Annotated in this window: 15 protein-coding genes; 11 read left to right on the top strand and 4 right to left on the bottom strand. The window is 69.9% G+C overall.

The genetic code is table 11. The features are described 5' to 3' along the window. The first annotated feature begins 351 nt into the window (after positions 1-351). The 4 genes from R4Z62_RS16780 to R4Z62_RS16765 all read left to right on the top strand — a co-directional run bounded on the left by R4Z62_RS16780 (position 352) and on the right by R4Z62_RS16765 (position 4,170). Positions 352-1,035 carry a PadR family transcriptional regulator gene (locus tag R4Z62_RS16780; protein WP_018566233.1) on the top strand — a complete coding sequence of 228 codons (684 nt, stop codon included), beginning with the start codon at positions 352-354 and terminating at the stop codon, positions 1,033-1,035. Positions 1,036-1,079: 44 nt separating this feature from the next. Next, positions 1,080-2,162 carry an inositol-3-phosphate synthase gene (locus tag R4Z62_RS16775; RefSeq protein ID WP_026252267.1) on the top strand — a complete coding sequence of 361 codons (1,083 nt, stop codon included), beginning with the start codon at positions 1,080-1,082 and terminating at the stop codon, positions 2,160-2,162. A gap of 108 nt (positions 2,163-2,270) precedes the next feature. After that, a complete protein-coding gene (locus tag R4Z62_RS16770) occupies positions 2,271-3,533 on the top strand; it encodes an MFS transporter (protein ID WP_382849817.1) in 1,263 nt (420 codons plus the stop codon). Between the two features lie 127 nt (positions 3,534-3,660). Continuing rightward, on the top strand, positions 3,661-4,170 hold the full coding sequence (locus R4Z62_RS16765; RefSeq protein WP_173860854.1) for an LppU/SCO3897 family protein: 510 nt from the start codon (positions 3,661-3,663) through the stop codon (positions 4,168-4,170). A 113-nt stretch (positions 4,171-4,283) separates the two neighbouring features. Here the strand turns inward: R4Z62_RS16765 and R4Z62_RS16760 are convergent, their stop codons facing one another. Next, positions 4,284-5,729 carry a CCA tRNA nucleotidyltransferase gene (locus R4Z62_RS16760; protein WP_355482703.1) on the bottom strand — a complete coding sequence of 482 codons (1,446 nt, stop codon included), beginning with the start codon at positions 5,727-5,729 and terminating at the stop codon, positions 4,284-4,286. A 258-nt stretch (positions 5,730-5,987) separates the two neighbouring features. Here R4Z62_RS16760 and R4Z62_RS16755 point away from each other — a divergent pair, with 258 nt between their 5' ends. The 7 genes from R4Z62_RS16755 (at position 5,988) to trxA (ending at position 16,110) form a co-directional block, all read left to right on the top strand. Further along, positions 5,988-8,510 carry a DUF6049 family protein gene (locus tag R4Z62_RS16755; RefSeq protein ID WP_385490523.1) on the top strand — a complete coding sequence of 841 codons (2,523 nt, stop codon included), beginning with the start codon at positions 5,988-5,990 and terminating at the stop codon, positions 8,508-8,510. 45 nt (positions 8,511-8,555) lie between these two features. Next, positions 8,556-11,015 carry a murein biosynthesis integral membrane protein MurJ gene (gene murJ / locus R4Z62_RS16750; RefSeq protein WP_385490526.1) on the top strand — a complete coding sequence of 820 codons (2,460 nt, stop codon included), beginning with the start codon at positions 8,556-8,558 and terminating at the stop codon, positions 11,013-11,015. A 116-nt stretch (positions 11,016-11,131) separates the two neighbouring features. After that, positions 11,132-12,859, top strand: coding sequence for a protein kinase family protein (locus R4Z62_RS16745; RefSeq protein ID WP_382849827.1), 1,728 nt, complete (start codon positions 11,132-11,134; stop codon positions 12,857-12,859). Positions 12,860-12,884: 25 nt separating this feature from the next. Beyond that, positions 12,885-13,616 (top strand): RNA polymerase sigma factor SigM, encoded by a 732-nt coding sequence (gene sigM, locus R4Z62_RS16740; protein WP_355482711.1) that lies wholly within the window; start codon positions 12,885-12,887, stop codon positions 13,614-13,616. Then, complete coding sequence (locus R4Z62_RS16735; RefSeq protein WP_491520212.1) at positions 13,613-14,575, top strand: anti-sigma factor family protein; 963 nt, start codon at positions 13,613-13,615, stop codon at positions 14,573-14,575. Before sigM ends, R4Z62_RS16735 begins: the two co-directional genes overlap by 4 nt. A 182-nt stretch (positions 14,576-14,757) precedes the next feature. Beyond that, entirely contained in the window at positions 14,758-15,729 is a 972-nt protein-coding gene (trxB, locus tag R4Z62_RS16730) for a thioredoxin-disulfide reductase (RefSeq protein WP_491520211.1), read from the top strand. A gap of 51 nt (positions 15,730-15,780) precedes the next feature. Further along, entirely contained in the window at positions 15,781-16,110 is a 330-nt protein-coding gene (gene trxA / locus R4Z62_RS16725; RefSeq protein WP_018566222.1) for a thioredoxin, read from the top strand. A 104-nt stretch (positions 16,111-16,214) separates the two neighbouring features. Here trxA and R4Z62_RS16720 read toward each other — a convergent pair whose 3' ends face one another. From R4Z62_RS16720 to R4Z62_RS16710, 3 genes are all read right to left on the bottom strand, one after another. Beyond that, complete coding sequence (locus R4Z62_RS16720; protein ID WP_064534062.1) at positions 16,215-16,832, bottom strand: GNAT family N-acetyltransferase; 618 nt, start codon at positions 16,830-16,832, stop codon at positions 16,215-16,217. 215 nt (positions 16,833-17,047) lie between these two features. Further along, a complete protein-coding gene (locus R4Z62_RS16715) occupies positions 17,048-18,082 on the bottom strand; it encodes a ParB/RepB/Spo0J family partition protein (RefSeq protein WP_491520210.1) in 1,035 nt (344 codons plus the stop codon). Next, positions 18,079-19,152 carry a ParA family protein gene (locus R4Z62_RS16710; RefSeq protein WP_078510029.1) on the bottom strand — a complete coding sequence of 358 codons (1,074 nt, stop codon included), beginning with the start codon at positions 19,150-19,152 and terminating at the stop codon, positions 18,079-18,081. Before R4Z62_RS16710 ends, R4Z62_RS16715 begins: the two co-directional genes overlap by 4 nt. Between the last annotated feature and the right edge of the window lie 218 nt (positions 19,153-19,370).

Raw genomic sequence — 19,370 nt, 5'->3', positions numbered from 1 at the left:
CGGCTGGTTTCCGGTCCCCCCGAACGTACGGATGTGGCCGGTCGCGCCTTCACCCGTACTGCACCAGGGACAAGGACGTCCCCATGCGTCGCTAGGTTCCCGGTGTCATGCATGGCGGACAGACTACGCACCGTCAAAACCCACCGGGTCCCGAAGTTCACCCCAAATCAGGCAACTTGGCTGCAACGAAACGGTGATGTGATCCCGTTCACCCTGTCCCCCCTTGTCGCACGCGCGGGGTCGTTCTATCGTCTGGATGTATCGAGTCGATACATCAGCGCGACATAAAGACCGTCACGGCACCCGGTACGGCGTGAGCCGGCACCGGGTCGCGGCAGAGAGGAGGCGACGATGGGCCGGCGTTCCGGAATCCTTGAGTTCGCCGTACTCGGCCTGCTCCGCGAGTCCCCGATGCACGGCTATGAGCTGCGCAAACGGCTCAATACGTCGCTGGGTGTGTTCCGTGCGTTCAGTTACGGGACGCTGTATCCCTGCCTCAAGACGCTGGTCGCCAACGGCTGGTTGACCGAGGAACCGGGGAACACCACCGAGGACGCCCTCGCCGCCCCGCTCGCCGGGCGCCGCGCGAAGATCGTCTACCGGTTGACGGCAGAAGGTAAGGAGCACTTCGAGGAGCTGCTCTCCCAGACCGGCCCCGACGCGTACGACGACGAGCACTTCGCCGCGCGCTTCGCCTTCTTCGGGCAGACCTCGCGCGATGTGCGCATGCGCGTGCTCGAGGGCCGCCGCAGTCGGCTGGAGGAGCGTCTGGAGAAGATGCGCGCCTCCCTCGCGCGCACCAGGGAGCGCCTCGACGACTACACCCTCGAGCTCCAGCGCCACGGAATGGAGTCCGTGGAGCGCGAAGTGCGCTGGCTGAACGAGCTCATCGAGAGTGAGCGGGCCGGGCGGGACCTCAAGGGTTCCGCCGACGGGGGGACCGCTCAGCAGGACACCACCAATGGAGCGACGGGCGGCCTGCCCCGGACCGGGGATCCTTCCCGGCCGGATACGCCCGGCGACACCGCCACGTGAGGTCCCGTCGGGGCTTCACCGAGTACACACAGGGAGCAACCGGAATGGGTTCGGTTCGCGTAGCCATCGTCGGTGTGGGCAACTGCGCCGCATCGCTGGTGCAGGGCGTCGAGTACTACAAGGACGCCGACCCGGCGGCCAAGGTCCCGGGCCTCATGCACGTGCAGTTCGGCGACTACCACGTGCGTGACGTCGAGTTCGTGGCCGCCTTCGACGTAGACGCGAAGAAGGTCGGTCTGGACCTCTCGGACGCCATCGGCGCCTCCGAGAACAACACCATCAAGATCTGCGACGTGCCCTCCGCCGGTGTGACGGTGCAGCGCGGCCACACCCTCGACGGCCTCGGCAAGTACTACCGCCAGACCATCGAGGAGTCCGCCGAGGCTCCGGTCGACGTCGTCCAGGTCCTCAAGGACAAGCAGGTCGACGTCCTCGTCTGCTACCTGCCGGTCGGCTCCGAGGACGCGGCGAAGTTCTACGCCCAGTGCGCCATCGACGCCAAGGTCGCCTTCGTCAACGCCCTCCCGGTCTTCATCGCCGGCACCAAGGAGTGGGCGGACAAGTTCACCGAGGCGGGCGTCCCGATCGTCGGTGACGACATCAAGTCGCAGGTCGGCGCCACCATCACGCACCGTGTCATGGCGAAGCTGTTCGAGGACCGGGGCGTCGTCCTGGACCGCACGATGCAGCTGAACGTCGGCGGCAACATGGACTTCAAGAACATGCTCGAGCGCGAGCGCCTGGAGTCCAAGAAGATCTCCAAGACGCAGGCCGTCACCTCGCAGATCCCCGACCGGGACCTCGGCGAGAAGAACGTCCACATCGGCCCGTCCGACTACGTGGCCTGGCTGGACGACCGCAAGTGGGCCTACGTCCGCCTCGAGGGCCGTGCCTTCGGTGACGTCCCGCTGAACCTGGAGTACAAGCTCGAGGTCTGGGACTCCCCGAACTCCGCGGGTGTCATCATCGACGCCCTGCGCGCCGCGAAGATCGCCAAGGACCGCGGCGTCGGCGGCCCGATCCTGTCGGCGTCCTCGTACTTCATGAAGTCCCCGCCGGTCCAGTACTTCGACGACGAGGCCCGCGAGAACGTCGAGAAGTTCATCCGCGGCGACGTCGAGCGCTGACGTCACGCTGAACGCTCCTGCCAGGGCTGGGAGGGTCCCCGAGGCGATCGCCCCGGGGACCCTCCCGTCTGTGCCCCGGGGGCCCTCGCGTATGTGAGGCTGTGCCCCATGGCCGTCGTCCGTGACCTGCGCGTCCTGCTGCGCCAGCGGGGCTTCCGACGGCTGCTCACCATACGGTTGCTCTCCCAGGGCGCCGACGGCGTCTATCAGGTCGCGCTCGCCGCCTACGTCGTCTTCTCCCCCGAGCACCAGGCCTCGGCCGGCGCCGTCGCCTCGGCGATGGCGGTGCTGCTGCTGCCCTACTCCCTGGTCGGTCCGTTCGCCGGTGTGCTGCTGGACCGCTGGCGGCGCCGTCAGGTCTTCCTCTACGGCAATCTGGCCCGCGCGGTGCTGGCCGCCGCCACCGCCGTGCTGATGGCGGCGGGCGCAGCCGACTGGCTCTTCTACGCCTCCGCCCTGTGCGTCACCGCCGTCAACCGCTTCGTCCTGTCGGGCCTGTCCGCCGCGCTGCCGCGGGTGGTGGACGCCGAGCGGCTGGTCGTCGCCAACTCCCTGTCGCCGACCGCGGGCTCCCTCGCGGCCTTCGGGGGCGGCGGCCTCGCCTTCGCCCTGCGCCTGGCCGGGGCCGACTCGGATGCCGCCGTGGTGCTGCTGGGCGCCGTCCTCTATCTGTGCGCCGCCCTCACGTCGCTGCTGATGGCCCGGGACCTCCTCGGTCCCGACCGCGACCCGGCGCCGCCCCGGCTGGGTACCGCGCTGACCGGCACCGCGCGGGGCCTGCTGGCCGGTGTGCGGCACCTCGCCGCGCCGCCGCGCCGGGCGGCGGCGCGGGCTCTGGGCGCGATGGCGCTGATGCGGTTCTGCTACGGCGCGCTGACGGTCATGGTGCTGATGCTGTGCCGCTACGGCCTGTCCGCGCACACGGACGACGGGCTGCGGCTGCTCGGTCTCGCGCTGGGCGCGTCCGGGGCCGGGTTCTTCGCCGCGGCGCTGGTCACTCCCTGGGCCGCCGGGCGGCTCGGCCCCCTGCGCTGGATCGCCGTGTGCGCCGGTTCCGCCGCGGTGCTGGAACCCGCTCTCGGGCTGCTGTTCGCCACCGGTCCCCTGCTGGTCGCGGCCTTCGTGCTCGGGCTCGTCACCCAGGGAGCGAAAATCGCCACGGACACGGTCGTGCAGTCCTGCGTCGAGGACGGCTTCCGCGGCCGGATCTTTTCCGTTTACGACGTGCTGTTCAACGTCGCCTTCGTCGGCGCGGCGGCCGTCGCGGCGCTGATGCTGCCTCCGGACGGCCGCTCGTCGGTCCTGGTCATCACGATTGCCGTGATCTACGGAGCGGTTGCGGCGACTATGGCCCGGTTTGAACACCGCTGACTGTCACATCAAAGACACAGAGTCTCCTGGGAAGTACAGGGATGTCAGCGGGGGCCTGTAGCTTACGTGCGTCTTATTTCGACGCCGTGTTCGCGTCATCGTGTCTACGTTCCAGGGGGACCCCCAAGTGACTACTCCGCCGCCGCCCCAGGGCCAGAACCCGTACGCCCAGGCCCCCACCGCTCCCATGGGGCAGCAGCCCGGTCAGCCGGGAGTCCCGCAGCAGCCCTACCCGCCGCAGCAGCCGTACGCCCCCTTCCCGCAGCAGCAGGGCGCGCCGGTGCCGCCGCCCGCGCCGGCCGGCAAGCGTCTGGGCAAGAAGGCCATCCGCATCATCGGTGTGATCGTGGTCGCCGTCATCGTCGCGCTCCTGAAGTTCGGCGCGGGCTGGTTCCTGACCCGCGACGACGCGGAGACCACCTCGGTGGGCTCGTGCATGCACAACGACGGGTCGATGACCAAGGCCGACCTCAAGGAGGTCGACTGCTCGTCCGCCAACGCCCAGTACAAGGTGGTCGAGAAGTTCGACGGCTCCACCGACACGGAGAAGTGCAAGACCGTCACCGACGCGACGATCTCCTACGTCCAGTACGGCGGCGGCCACGACGTGGTGCTCTGCCTGAAGGAAGCCAAGTAACGCCCGGCTCGGCGGTACGACGAAGGGGCGGTGTTTCACGTGAAACACCGCCCCTTCGTCATGGCCGGGTGCCGCGGAGGTCATGTTTCACGTGAAACACGGCCTCCGCGCTGTCAGCTCTCCTGCTGGGCCCACCACTCCCGAAGGGCCGCCACAGCGGCATCGTGCTCCATCGGGCCGTGCTCCAGGCGCAGCTCCAGCATGTGCTTGTAGGCGCGGCCGACCGCGGGGCCGGGCGGGACGCCGAGGATCTCCATGATCTGGTTGCCGTCGAGGTCCGGGCGGATGGAGTCCAGCTCCTCCTTCTCCTGGAGCTGGGCGATGCGCTCCTCCAGACCGTCGTACGCACGGGACAGCGCGAGCGCCTTGCGCTTGTTCCGGGTGGTGCAGTCGGACCGGGTCAGCTTGTGCAGGCGGTCGAGCAGCGGACCGGCGTCGCGGACATAGCGGCGGACCGCCGAATCCGTCCACTCGCCGGTGCCATAGCCGTGGAAGCGCAGATGCAGCTCGACCAGGTGCGAGACGTCCTTCACCAGCTCGTTGGAGTACTTCAGGGCGGTCATGCGCTTCTTGGTCATCTTCGCGCCGACCACCTCATGGTGGTGGAAGGAGACCCGGCCGTCCTTCTCGAAACGGCGCGTACGGGGCTTGCCGATGTCGTGCAGCAGGGCGGCCAGCCGGAGGGTGAGGTCGGGACCCGCCTCCTCCAGGTCGATCGCCTGCTCCAGAACGATCAGTGTGTGGTCGTAGACGTCCTTGTGCCGGTGGTGCTCGTCCCGCTCCAGCCGGAGGGCGGGCAGCTCGGGCAGCACCCGGTCGGCCAGCCCGGTGTCGACGAGCAGGGTCAGGCCCTTGCGCGGGTGGGTGGAGAGGATCAGCTTGTTCAGCTCGTCCCGTACCCGCTCGGCGGAGACGATCTCGATGCGCCCGGCCATCTCCTTCATCGCCGTGACGACCTCGGGGGCGACCTCGAAGTCGAGCTGCGCGGCGAAGCGCGCGGCCCGCATCATCCGCAGCGGGTCGTCCGAGAAGGACTCCTCCGGGGTGCCCGGTGTCCGCAGCACTCGCTCCGCCAGGTCCTCCAGACCGCCGTGCGGGTCGATGAACCTCTTCTCCGGCAGGGCGACGGCCATGGCGTTCACGGTGAAGTCCCGACGGACCAGGTCCTCCTCGATGGAGTCGCCGTACGCCACCTCGGGCTTGCGCGAGGTGCGGTCGTACGCCTCGGACCGGTAGGTCGTCACCTCGATCTGATAGCCGTCCTTCTGCGCACCGACCGTGCCGAAGGCGATCCCGACCTCCCACACGGCGTCCGCCCAGGGCCGCACGATCTTCAGTACGTCCTCGGGACGCGCGTCCGTCGTGAAGTCCAGGTCGTTGCCGAGCCGGCCGAGCAGCGCGTCGCGGACGGACCCGCCGACCAGGGCGAGCGAGAACCCGGCCTCCTGGAAACGGCGCGCGAGGTCGTCGGCGACAGGGGCCACCCGCAGCAGCTCGCTGACCGCGCGCTGCTGCACCTGGCTCAGGGCAGGGGGAGTGTCATCGTTGGCGTTCGGCACAACAGAAGAGGGTACGTGCCCAGGCGGCCCGGCCGTGTCGTTCCGGTGCGCGCGCGGGGACGCCCCCTTGCTTACCCGTTCAAGACCGTCCCATCGTGATGTAACGAACGGCATCCCCGGATACGCGGATATCCAGGGCGCGCGCCGGATTCCCGTCGATCTTGTGGCCGCCTCCGCGGCACTTCCGCTCCGCAGGTCTCGTTACCATGCGGGGACGCACATTCCGACGACCACTGACGACGAGGGACGGGCGAGCGCGTGGCCGAGGCGGCAGACTTCCTGGGGACCAGTCCCTCACCTGCCCGCCGCTGGCTGCGGCGAACCGGGGCCCTGCTCGCCGGGGCGCCACTGCTGACCGGTCTGCTCCAGCTCTCCGCCCCGGCCGCGCACGCCTCCGGCCAGGAAGCGCCCCGGGCCGCCGTCTCCGGGTCGCGCACCGTCGCGGTGTCCCTCGACTCCCTCAGCCCCAGCATCCCCTCCGCGGGAGACACGGTGACCGTGTCGGGCACGGTGACGAACAAGGGGAAGCAGCCGGTCACCGACGCGCACGTCGGGCTGCGGGTGGGCCCGCTCCTGGACACCCGCTCCGAGATCGACACCGTGGCGCAGCGCACCGACTTCGAGCCCGGCACCGACGGCCCGGAGATCGACGGCACGTACACGCAGAAGTTCACCGCGCTCCAGCCCGGCGTCGCGCAGCACTTCAGCATCTCGGTCCCGGCCGCCAAGCTGGACCTCGGCGCCGACGGCGTCTACGAGTTCTCCGTCTCGCTGTCGGGGCAGACGCCCGTCCAGCGGTGGGACCAGGTCCTGGGCATCCAGCACACCTTCCTGCCGTGGCAGCCCTCCGCCGCGTCGGTGAAGACGAAGACGACCGCCCTGTGGCCCCTCGTCTCCACCGTCCACATGACGGCGGAGACCGGCCCCGGCACCGTGCAGACACCGGTCTTCCTCAACGACGACCTCGCCAAGGACCTCGCCCCGGGCGGCCGGCTGGAACGGATGCTCACCCTGGGCAAGGATCTCGACGTCACCTGGGTGATCGACCCGGACCTGCTGGCGTCCGTCGACGCCATGACCCGCAACTACCGCATCCGGACGGACCCCGGGGCGGACCCCGTCGCCGGGACCCACCAGGCGGTGGCCAAGCAGTGGCTCGCCGAGCTCCAGCAGGCGGTGGCGGGCAAGGAGGTCGTGGCGCTGCCGTTCGCGGATCCGGATCTCGCGGCGCTCGCCCACCGCGGCACCAGCGTCTCCGGCACCCTGAGCCTGCTCAAGGACGCCACGGACGTCGCCGCCAGCACGGTGGAGACGGTGCTCCACGTCAAACCGGCCACGGACTTCGCCTGGCCAGTGAACGGCGCCGTCGATCCGTCGATCATCCGGGTCGCCACCTCCGCCGGAGCCGACAAGGTCATCGCGCGCAGCGACAGCCTCGAAGAGCCCGACAGCATGACCTACACGCCGTCCGCGGCCCGGCCCATCGGCCAGGGCACCACCGCGGTCGTCGCGGACGCGCGCCTGTCGACCTCGTTCGAGGGCGATCTGTCGCAGGCCGGTGCCAGCACGCTCGCGGTGCAGCGGTTCCTCGCCCAGAGCCTCGAACTCAACGGTCAGACGAGCAAGCAGCGCAGCGTCGTCGTCGCCCCGCAGCGCATGCCCAGCACCAGCCAGGCCCAGGCCATGTACCAGGCCCTGCTCGCCCTCCAGCAGGGCACCTGGTCCCAGTCCCAGGATCTGGCCGGCGCGGCCAAGGCCGATCCGGACCCCAAGGCCACGACGAAGGTTCCGTCCGCGTCCCGCTACCCCTCGTCGCTGCGCAAGCGCGAGCTGCGGGGCCCGGCCTTCACGGAGATCGCCGACACCCAGGGCAAGGTCGACAACTTCGCGGTGGTGCTCACCGACGAGTCCCGGGTCGTCACGCCCTTCGGACGCGCGATGAACCGCGAGATGTCCACGTCCTGGCGCGGCCGCGACAGCGCGGCCGCGGGCTTCCGCGACGGAGTGAAGGCCTACCTCGACGACCTCTCCGAAGAGGTCAAACTGATCGACAAGTCGGAGACCAAGCTCTCCGGCCGCAGCGCGACGATCCCCGTCACGGTCCAGAACAACCTGGTGCAGGGCGTCGACCACCTGGTGCTGCGGCTCACCTCGTCCAACCCCACCCGGTTGAAGATCGGCGGCAAGGCGTACGCGGAGCAGCCGATCACGGTCTCCGGCGGGCACAGCCAGTCCGTGAAGTTCACCACGTCGGCCAACGCCAACGGGCCCGTGACGGTGATCGCCCAGCTGTACACGCAGGACAGCCAGGAGTACGGCGCGCCCGTCAGCTTCGACGTGAAGGTCACCGAGGTCACCGCCACCGTCATGCTGGTCATCGGCGGCGGTGTGCTGCTGCTCGTCCTCGCCGGTTTCCGCATGTACACCCAGCGCAAGCGGGCGGCGGCCGGGGAGGAGCCGCAGGACGGCGAGAACGCGCAGGCCACAGGGGACGCCGAGGGACCGGGCGACACCGGGGCGGACGGCGGCGACGGCCCCGGCCGCGGCGACGGCGGTTCCGGCGGCTCTCCCGCCCCCGACGGCTCCGCCGAGACCGGCCGGGAACCGGGTGACCGGGAGAACAGCGAACCGGAGAACCCCGCGGGCCCCGCGGAACGTCTCACGCAGGAGTCGGGCAGCCGGTCCCCCGCAGCAGACCGGGAGCAGGCGAGTGACCCGACACCGGACACCGCATCCGAAAGCGCCGACCCGTCCGGCACGGGTGAGAAAGTGGACCGTTGAGGATGTCGTGGCCCGGAGGGCCCGGGACGATGAGGTGGGGTAACCATGAACGCGCCGTACGACCCTGACCACGGCCGGGCCGTGGGCGGCTCGGGCCACCCCGGTACCCCGCCGCCCGAGCACGGCCAGGTGCCGCAGCAGCCGCCCGCGGACATGTACCTCCAGGACGCCTACGCCGAGGACCCGTACCGGCAGCAGGACCTCACCGCCCAGGACCCGGTCGGCGAGGCGCTGTACGACCGCGCCGCGCACCCGCCACCACCGCCGGGCGCGTACGAGCCGCAGCAGCCGCTGTACGGCAGCCCACCACCATCCCCGTATCCGCCGGACCCACGGATCTGGGCCCAGACCCCGCCGCCCGAGCCGTCGGGCACCACCCAGTACCTGCCGTACGGCGAGGATCCCCGCACCACGCAGTTCGTGGGCGTCGACGACCTGGTCAGCCACTCCGCCGAGGAGCAGCACGAGCCGGACGCCTTCGCGCACCTCTTCCGCGACCAGCAGCAGGGCGGCTACCCCCAGGACCCCCGGCAGGCGGCCTACCAGAACCAGCAGGAGGCCGGGCCGTACGGCTACGACCCCCGCCAGAGCGGTTACCAGGCCCCCGGGCAGCCCGCCTACCAGGACCAGCAGGGCTACGGGTACCCGCCCGCGGACCAGCAGGGCTACCAGGCCGGCCGACAGGACTACCAGGTCCCGCAGGACATGGGCGGGTACCCGCCGCAGCCCGAGCCGACGTCCGTACCCGGCCCCGCGCCGGTCCCGGGCGCCGGTCAGGGCCCGATGGGTCCCTACGCCCCTGCTCCCGGCGCCACCCGGACCGTGGCCGAGGCACCTGCCCCCGCCCCCTCGGCCGCCCCGGCGGCGAAGAAGGGCGGCAAGGCGTCGGGGCTGCTCAAGTCCAGTGCCGTGATGGCGGCCGGCACGATGGTCTCCCGGCTCACGGGCTTCATCCGCTCCGCGATGATCGTCTCGGCGCTGGGCGTCGGCCTGCTCGGCGACACCTTCCAGATCGCCTACCAGCTGCCGACGATGATCTACGTCCTGACCGTCGGCGGCGGCCTCAACTCGGTCTTCGTACCGCAGCTCGTCCGGGCCATGAAGGACGACGACGACGGCGGCGAGGCCTACGCCAACCGGCTGCTGACGCTGGTCATGGTGGCGCTGGGAGCGCTCACCGTGCTCGCGGTGGTCGCGGCGCCGCTCCTGATCCGGGTGCTGTCCCCGTCGGTGGCGGGCGACCCGGCGGCCAACCAGGTCGGCATCACCTTCACCCGCTACTTCGTGCCCTCGATCTTCTTCATGGGCGTCCATGTGGTGATGGGGCAGGTCCTCAACGCGCGCGGGAAGTTCGGCGCGATGATGTGGACCCCGGTCTTGAACAACATCGTCATCATCGTGACGCTCGGCACGTTCATCTGGGTGTACGGCACCGCCGCCCACTCCGGCATGGGCGTGGCGAGCATCCCGCCGGAGGGCCAGCGGCTGCTCGGTGTGGGCATCCTGCTCGGTCTCATCGTCCAGGCGCTGGCGATGATCCCGTACCTGCGGGAGACCGGGTTCCGGCTGCGGCTGCGCTTCGACTGGCGGGGGCAGGGGCTCGGGAAGGCCGCGAGCCTCGCCAAGTGGACCATCCTCTTCGTCCTCGCCAACCAGGCCGGCGCGATCATCGTCACCCGGCTGTCGACCGCGGCGGGCAAGCAGTCCTCCGTCGACGGCGTCGGCTTCGCCGCCTACGCCAACGCCCAGCTGATCTGGGGTCTGCCGCAGGCCATCATCACCGTCTCCCTGATGGCCGCCCTGCTGCCGCGGATCTCCCGCTCGGCCCACGAGGACGACACCGGCGCCGTCCGCGACGACATCTCGCAGGGGCTGCGCACCACGGCCGTCGCCATCGTGCCGATCGCCTTCGGGTTCCTCGCGCTCGGCATTCCGATGTGCACCCTGATCTTCGGCTCCTCGGGCACCGGTGAGGCCACCAACATGGGATTCATGCTGATGGCCTTCGCCCTCGGCCTCATCCCCTACTCCGTGCAGTACGTCGTCCTGCGTGCCTTCTACGCCTACGAGGACACCCGGACGCCCTTCTACAACACGGTCATCGTGGCCGCGGTCAACGCGAGCGCCTCGGCCGTGTGCTACTTCGTGCTGCCGGCCCGCTGGGCCGTGATCGGCATGGCCGCCGCGTACGGCCTCGCCTACGCGATCGGTGTGGGGGTCGCCTGGAGCAGGCTGCGCAAGCGGCTCGGCGGCGACCTCGACGGCTCCCGCGTCCTGCGGACCTACGCCCGGCTGTGCATCGCCGCGGTGCCGGCGGCGCTGGTCAGCGGCGCGGCCTGCTACGAGATCAGCCACCTGCTGGGCCAGGGCGTCGTCGGTTCGTTCGCCGCGCTGCTGGCCGGCGGTCTGCTGCTGCTCGGCATCTTCTTCGTCGCGGCCCGGCGCATGCGGATCGAGGAGATGAACTCGCTCGTGGGCATGGTCCGCGGACGGCTGGGACGTTGAGGCGGGGGTAGGCGCACAACCATCGTCCGCCGCCGTGTGTCGTGCATAGCGCCGGACTGTGGGCACAATTGGTTTCGGCGTCGGACAGCGCGATGGATGGGGAGGCAGGAGCGACGGTGGCGGAACGGAGCACGGCTGCCGTCGACGTGGCAGACAACAGCGGTGACGAACCGCTGACCGCCGAGGCGGACCAGTCCACGGCCGACGGGGTGGCCCAGAACCGGGAGCGGGACACGGACAACGACGAGGCGCAGGGGAGCGGCGGGACCGAGCGTCCCGGTCAGAAGGCCTCACCGCCCGAACTGCACAGCGGTCACAAACTGGCCAGACGCTACCGCCTGGAGGAGTGCGTCACCCGTCTGGACGGATTCAGCAGCTGGCGCGCGGTGGACGAGAAGCTCCGCAGGGCCGTCGGCGTGCACATCCTGCCCGCCGACCACTCCCGTGCCCGCTCGGTCCTGGCGGCGGCCCGTTCCTCGGCCCTGCTCGGGGACCCGCGCTTCGTCCAGGTCCTCGACGCCGTCGAGGAGAACGACCTCGTCTACGTCGTCCACGAGTGGCTTCCCGACGCCACCGAGCTGACCACCCTGCTGTCCACGGGCCCGCTGGAGCCGCACGACGCCTACCAGTTGGTCAGCCAGGTCGCCTCCGCCATGGCCGTCGCGCACCGCGAGGGCCTGGCCCATCTGCGTCTGAACCCGAACGCGGTGCTCCGCGCCTCCACCGGTCAGTGGCGCATCCGCGGCCTGGCCGTGAACGCCGCGCTCCGCGGGATCAGCTCCGAGACACCCCAGCGGGCCGACACCGAGGCGATCGGCGCGCTGCTGTACGCCGCGCTCACCCAGCGCTGGCCGTACGAGAACGACGCCTACGGGCTGTCCGGCCTGCCCAAGGCCGTCGGCCTCATCCCGCCGGACCAGGTCCGCGCCGGGGTCCACCGCGGTCTGTCCGAGCTGGCCATGCGCGCCCTGGTCAACGAGGGCGCCACCGCCTCGCGTCACGAGTCTCCGTGCACGACGCCGGAGGAGCTGGTGAAGGCGATCGGTGAGATGCCGCGGATCCGTCCCCCGGAGCCCGTCTTCACCGCACCGCCGGAGTACCAGGGCACGTCGTACCAGCAGGGCACGTACGGACGTCCGGCACCGCGCCCCGGCGTCACCCAGCCGGTGCCTGCCCCGCCGCCCCCGCTGCAGAGCCGGACCGGCAAGGCCCTGAAGTGGGCTGTCTCCGCCCTGCTCATCGCCGCGCTGGGGCTGGGCAGTTGGCAGCTCGCCGACGCCCTGATGGACCAGGGCGGCAAGTCAACCAAGGACAGCCAGACCCAGACGCAGGACGGCAGCGACAAGAAGGACAAGCAGCAGCCGAAGCCGCTCCGGCCCCTCCCCGTCCAGGGGGCGCAGGAGTTCATCGCCAAGGGGGACGCACAGCACCCAGGCGACGTCGGCAAGACGTACGACGGCAACCCGTCGACGTACTGGAAGACGAGCACCTTCATGGAGGGCCCGCCTCTCGCACCGTTCAAGCCCGGTGTGGGGATCGTCTACGACCTCGGCTCGGAACAGAACCTCAGTCAGGCGTCCGCCGGTCTCCTCTACAGCGGCGACCACACCACGGTCGAGCTGTACGCGGCGGACTCCCTGTCCCCCGGGTCGCTGGAGTCGATGCGGAAGATCGGCGACGCCACGACCAGCGGCGCCACCGTCACGGTGAAGACCGCCAAGCCGGAGAAGACCCGGTACGTCCTCGTCTGGATCACCGCCATGCCCTACTCGGGTGCCGACGCGAACACGTACAGCACCGCCGGCTACAAGCAGGCGATCACCGAAGTGAAGTTCGCCGGCTGACGCCGCACCGAGGGGGAGAGGCCCGATGGCGGACGACAGCGCCTACCACGATGCGAGCGACCAGGACCTCCTGTCCCGCCATGTGGAGGGCGACCACGACGCCTTCGGTGAACTCGTGCGGCGTCACCGCGACCGGCTCTGGGCGGTCGCCCTGCGCACGCTCGGGGACCGCGAGGAGGCCGCTGACGCCGTGCAGGACGCGTTCGTCTCCGCCTACCGGGCCGCCCACACCTTCCGCGGGCAGTCGGCCGTCACCACATGGCTGCACCGGATCACGGTCAATGCCTGCCTCGACCGGGTCCGCAAGGCGGCCTCACGGAAGACCTCCCCGGTGGACGACACCGAGCGCCTGGAGCAGCTGCTGGAGCCGCACGAGTCGGCCTCCGCGCCTGCCGAACGGAACGACGTGCAGCGGCAGCTCATCGAGGCGCTGGGCACACTCCCGGCCGACCAGCGGGCCGCTCTGGTGCTCGTGGACATGCAGGGATATCCCGTCGCCGAGGCCGCCCGCGTCCTCGATGTTCCGGTGGGCACGGTGAAGAGCCGTTGCGCCCGGGGCAGAGCAAGGCTCCTCCCTCTGCTCACCCATCTCCGGCCGAACGGCTCCGGCGCCGAGGCCGGCGAGGCGCCGGGCCCGGGACGGAACCGGACGCAGGGGGCATCCGTCCCACCGGCGGCGGGTCCTCCGGACCGGGAGACACGCAACGGCGAGCCAGGCGATTCAGCTGCGGTGAAGGGCGGAGGTGGGCGAGCGTGACTGCCACGACGGACACGGACGGGCACCCGGACGTCTCGGAGATCTCCGACTTCACCGAAGGATTGCTCGCGCCTTCCCGGGCCGAGGATCTGCGACGGCATCTGAGCACCTGCGCCGACTGCGCCGACGTCCGGGCCTCGCTCGACGAGATCCGGAGCCTGCTCGGCACCCTCCCGGCACCGCACCACATGCCGAGCGACATCGCGGACCGGATCGACGCCGCTCTCGCCGCAGAGCCCCACCCCGCCGCCCCCGAGGTGAAGATCACCGGTGGCGCCCGCCATGTTTCACGTGAAACAAGCGGCGATGTTTCACGTGAAACATCGGCACCTCCCACGGCGGACCGCCCGGTCGGCAACGTCCGCACGTCCCGGACCGGCCCCGGCCGTAAACCGCGCCCGCGCCGTGTGCGCCGCGGGATCGCTGTCCTGAGCGCTGCTCTCACCGTCACCGCGCTCGGAGTCGCCACGGTCGTCCTGACCTCTCAGAGCGACGACCAGCACGCCGACACAGCGGCTTCTGCCCGGTCGAGCACCTCCGCACAGACCTTCTCCGAGGGAAGCCTCGCGCGTCAGGTCACCAGCCTCCTCGACGGGACACCGAAGACACACGGCACGACCCACGCCCCGCACAGCTTCGGAACCGACGCCGGTCCGGACACCGGTGCGGAACCAGGCGCCACCACGCGCACCAGCCCAGGTGCCGAGCAGCCCCACATCCTCAAGGACGACCCGACCGTCGCGGTCCCCTCCTGCATCCGCCAGGGCATCGACAGCACCGGCGCCCCTCTCGCCGCGCAGCCGGGTCTCTACGCCGGCCGGGACGCCTATCTGGTGGTGCTGTCCGACCCCGCCGGCGCGAGCTCCCGGGTCACCGCCTATGTCGTGGACGCGTCCTGTGTGCACGATCCCGCCATCACAGCCCGGGTCCTGCTGTCACACACCTACACGCGCTCCTGAGCAGGGATTCCCGAAGACGCCGCATCCCATCGCCGCCCTCCGTACTTCCGCCGTGTCCGGGCGCCTCCGTGTGCCCGAGGACACCGGGAATGCACGCCCCTTAGGATCCGTTGGGTGGGGTGAGAGCACCGAGAGCAGCTCCACCGGCCGTAGGACACAGTCCAGAGACGAGGAAACAAGCCGTGAGCGACGTCCGCAACGTGATCATCATCGGCTCCGGGCCCGCCGGCTACACGGCGGCCCTCTACACCGCGCGCGCGTCGCTGAAGCCGCTGGTGTTCGAAGGCGCCGTCACCGCGGGTGGTGCGCTGATGAACACCACCGAGGTGGAGAACTTCCCCGGCTTCCGCGACGGCATCATGGGCCCGGACCTCATGGACAACATGCGGGGCCAGGCCGAGCGCTTCGGCGCCGAGCTGATCCCGGACGATGTCGTCTCCGTCGACCTCACGGGTGAGATCAAGACCGTCACGGACACCTCGGGCACCGTGCACCGGGCCAAGGCCGTCATCGTCACCACCGGCTCGCAGCACCGCAAGCTCGGTCTGCCCAACGAGGACGCCCTCTCCGGCCGGGGTGTGTCCTGGTGCGCGACCTGTGACGGGTTCTTCTTCAAGGACCAGGACATCGCCGTGATCGGCGGCGGCGACACGGCGATGGAGGAAGCCACCTTCCTCTCCCGGTTCGCCAAGTCCGTGACGATCGTCCACCGCCGGGACACGCTGCGCGCCTCCAAGGCGATGCAGGAGCGCGCCTTCGCCGACCCGAAGATCAAGTTCGTCTGGGACAGCGAGGTCGCCGAGGTCCAGGGCGAGCAGAAGCTGTCCGGCCTGAAGCTGCGCAACATCAAGACCGGCGAACTCTCGGACCTCCCGGTGACGGGTCTGTTCATCGCGATCGGCCACGACCCGCGGACCGAGCTGTTCAAGGGCCAGCTCGACCTGGACGAAGAGGGCTACCTGAAGGTCGACGCGCCCTCCACGCGCACCAACCTCACCGGTGTGTTCGGTGCCGGTGACGTCGTCGACCACACCTACCGCCAGGCCATCACCGCCGCGGGCACCGGCTGCTCCGCCGCCCTGGACGCCGAGCGGTTCCTTGCTGCTCTCGCGGACAACGAGCAGCAGGCAGAGCCCGAGAAGACCACTGTCTGACCCCCTGACCGCCCCACCCCGCACGAACGCGAAGAAACTAAGGAGCCCGCCGTGGCCGGCACCCTGAAGCACGTGACCGACGCCTCCTTCGAGCAGGACGTCCTGAAGAGCGACAAGCCCGTACTGGTGGACTTCTGGGCCGCCTGGTGCGGTCCCTGCCGCCAGATCGCCCCGTCCCTCGAAGCCATTGCCGCCGAGTACGGCGAGAAGATCGAGATCGTCAAGCTCAACATCGACGAGAACCCGGACACGGCTGCCAAGTACGGCGTCATGTCGATCCCGACGCTGAACGTCTACCAGAACGGCGAGGTCGCCAAGACCATCGTCGGCGCGAAGCCGAAGGCCGCGATCGTCCGCGACCTTGAGGACTTCATCGCCTAGCTAGGACCTGACCTAGTGACCCGCGCCGCGACCGGCGGTGCATGTTTCACGTGAAACACGAAGGGGCCGGCCCGTCAGGGTCGACCCCTTCGCATGCAACGGGTTCACAGCGGTCGCAGTGCCGGTTCCTTCTGTACCGCTCCCAGCAGCCGGTCAAGTGCCATCTCCACGTCTTCCTTCCAGGAGAGGGTCGAGCGCAGCTCCAGGCGGAGCCGGGGGTGCGCGGGGTGGTGCCGGACCGTCTTGAAGCCCACCGCCAGCAGATGATCCGCCGGCAGCACACAGGCGGGTTCCTTCCAGCGGGCGTCCCCGAAGGCCTCGATGGCCTTGAAGCCGCGGCGCAGCAGATCCTTGGCGACGCTCTGCACCAGCACCCGCCCCAGCCCTTGTCCCTGGTAGCCGGGCAGTACGAAGCCGGTCATCAGCTGGACCGCGTCCGGTGAGACCGGGCTCGTCGGGAACGCCGTGGAGCGGGGCACATAGGCGGGCGGGGCGTAGAGCACGAATCCCACCGGCACATCGTCGACGTAGGCGACGCGACCGCACGATCCCCAGTCCAACAGGACGGCGGAGATCCAGGCTTCCTTCTCCACGGCGGGCCTGCCCGCTCTGACCGCGGCCTCGCCACTGACCGGGTCCAGCTCCCAGAAGACGCATGCGCGACAGCGCTGGGGAAGATCCTCAAGGTTGTCCAGAGTGAGCGGCAGGAGCCTACGGCCCATGAAGGCTGATCCTCGCTTCCTTCGCCCGCTGCGTCACGAGCGGCCGTCCCTCCGGGACGAGGCGTCAAATGGATGCGTCATACCTGATCGCATCGTATCCACGATGGGTTTCGGTGGACACCGAGGAGAAGCAAAGGCGGGCCGTGAACCGGTGGTGTTCCGCCGGTTCACGGCCCGCCTGTGCGGAGCGTCTGTCCGCCCTGCCCGCCGAGGGGTCAGGAGTCCGTCTCGGTCTCCTCCGGACCGCCGTCCAGCAGGCCCTTCTGAAGCACGGGCCCCTCACCGGGAGCCAGTGAGCCGAGAATGCGCTCAAGGTCTTCCATTGAGGCGAACTCGACGGTGATCTTGCCCTTCTTCTGCCCCAGGTCGACCTTCACCCGGGTCTCGAAGCGGTCGGACAACCGGGTCGCGAGATCGGACAGGGCGGGAGACAGACGAGCCCCGGCACGCGGTCCCTTCGACCGCGGTGATGCCTGCGGCCGTGACCCCATGAGCGTCACGATCTCCTCCACGGCCCGCACCGAGAGGCCCTCGGCCACGATCCGGTGAGCGAGCCGGTCCTGCTCCTCCGAGTCCTCGACCGAGAGCAGCGCCCGCGCATGTCCGGCCGACAGCACTCCGGCGGCCACTCGGCGCTGCACCGCCGGCGAGAGCCGCAGCAGGCGCAGGGTGTTGGAGACCTGCGGACGGGAGCGGCCGATGCGGTCGGCCAGCTGGTCATGGGTGCAGTTGAAGTCCTTCAGCAGCTGGTCGTAGGCGGCAGCCTCCTCCAGCGGGTTCAACTGGGCCCGGTGCAGGTTCTCCAGCAGGGCGTCGAGCAGCAGCTTCTCGTCGTCCGTGGCTCGTACGATCGCCGGAATGGCTTCGAGCGCGGCCTCACGGCAGGCCCGCCAGCGCCGCTCGCCCATGATGAGCTCGTAGCGCTCGGGAGCGATCTGCCGTACGACGACCGGCTGGAGCAGGCCGACTTCCTTGATGGAGGTGACCAGCTCGGTCAGCGCCTCCTCGTCGAAGACCTCACGGGGCTGACGAGGGTTCGGTGTGATGAAGTCCAGGGGGATCTCCGCGAAGTGGGCGCCCACCGGCGGGGGCGGCACCATGGCCACCTTGGCCGCGGCCACTCCCCGGTCGGACATCAGCACCGGGCCGGGGTGGCCCGCCGGACCCGGCAGCGGGGTCCTCTCCGTCGGAGCGGCAGGGATCAAGGCCCCCAGGCCCCGGCCCAGCCCAGGCCTCCGTCGCTCACTCACTGGATCCCCTCCACCATGCTCGGGTCGCTCTGTGCGCCGATGTGGGCATGCGTGGCGTCATAGCTGACCCCGACGCCCTTCAACGCGATTTCTCGTGCCGCCTCAAGGTAGGAGAGGGCACCGCTCGATCCTGGATCGTAGGTCAGCACCGTCTGCCCGTAGCTGGGTGCCTCGGAGATACGCACCGAGCGGGGAATGCTCGTCCGCAGCACCTCGTCGCCGAAGTGGCTGCGCACCTCGTCGGCGACCTGGGACGCCAGGCGGGTCCGGCCGTCGTACATGGTGAGCAGGATGGTCGACACATGCAGGGTGGGGTTCAGATGCCCCCGCACCAGATCGACGTTGCGCAGAAGCTGCCCCAGTCCCTCCAACGCGTAGTACTCGCACTGGATCGGGATGAGGACCTCCTGGCCGGCTACCAGGGCGTTGACCGTCAGCAGACCGAGCGAGGGCGGGCAGTCGATGAGGATGTAGTCCAGCGGCTGCTCATACGCCTGGATGGCCCGCTCCAGTCGGCTCTCCCGGGCCACCAGGGACACCAGCTCGATCTCCGCACCGGCGAGATCGATCGTGGCGGGGGCGCAGAAGAGACCCTCGACATCGGGAACGGGCTGGACGACCTCCGCCAGAGGCTTGCTCTCCACCAGCACGTCGTAGATCGACGGGACTTCGGCGTGGTGGTCGATCCCCAGCGCGGTGGAGGCGTTGCCCTGCGGGTCGAGGTCGACCACCAGGACCCGGCTGCCGTGCAGAGCCAGCGAGGCAGCGAGGTTGACGGTCGTCGTCGTCTTGCCGACGCCGCCCTTCTGGTTGGCGACCACCATGACACGGGTCTGTTCGGGGCGGGGCAGGCCCTCGCCGGCCCGGCCTAGAGCCTCGACCGCCAGTTGGGCAGCACGACCGATGGGGGTGTCGTCCATCGGGGGCGGTGTTTCACGTGAAACATGCTCCCCGATCGACTCGGTACGGGGACCGGGGACCGGATCGGTCATCGGCCCCGCGATGTTGGCGTCGGACCGCAAGGATTCACTCTCCTCGACTTCAGGCTCGCGATGAACAGAGCCTCCCATGCCTTCGGGGTCGCGAACCAGTGAGGCCTGTCGTTCTGTGGAGAAATCCACCTCTGTGGACAACTCCGTTCCCTCTCTGGGTGAACCGAGAGGCTTGCGGTCGCGGGGATGGGCCGCAGCGCGGCCGCGGTTGATGATGCCGTGCAGCAGTGAGCGACGTTTCACGTGAAACACGATGACAACAATTCGCCCTTTTTGTGAGCGACACTCCGCCAGGC

The sequence above is a fragment of the Streptomyces sp. PL-25 genome (genome assembly GCF_058344915.1).
This window is presented reverse-complemented; position numbering and strand designations above follow the sequence as displayed.

Bases quoted from the DNA above. Each gene is read 5' to 3' on its own strand.
- R4Z62_RS16710 (WP_078510029.1), bottom strand. From the start codon at position 19,152: ATGGGAGGCTCTGTTCATCGCGAGCCTGAAGTCGAGGAGAGTGAATCC.
- R4Z62_RS16770 (WP_382849817.1), top strand. From the start codon at position 2,271: ATGGCCGTCGTCCGTGACCTGCGCGTCCTGCTGCGCCAGCGGGGCTTC.
- murJ (WP_385490526.1), top strand. From the start codon at position 8,556: ATGAACGCGCCGTACGACCCTGACCACGGCCGGGCCGTGGGCGGCTCG.
- R4Z62_RS16775 (WP_026252267.1), top strand. From the start codon at position 1,080: ATGGGTTCGGTTCGCGTAGCCATCGTCGGTGTGGGCAACTGCGCCGCA.
- R4Z62_RS16720 (WP_064534062.1), bottom strand. From the start codon at position 16,832: ATGGGCCGTAGGCTCCTGCCGCTCACTCTGGACAACCTTGAGGATCTT.
- R4Z62_RS16780 (WP_018566233.1), top strand. From the start codon at position 352: ATGGGCCGGCGTTCCGGAATCCTTGAGTTCGCCGTACTCGGCCTGCTC.
- sigM (WP_355482711.1), top strand. From the start codon at position 12,885: ATGGCGGACGACAGCGCCTACCACGATGCGAGCGACCAGGACCTCCTG.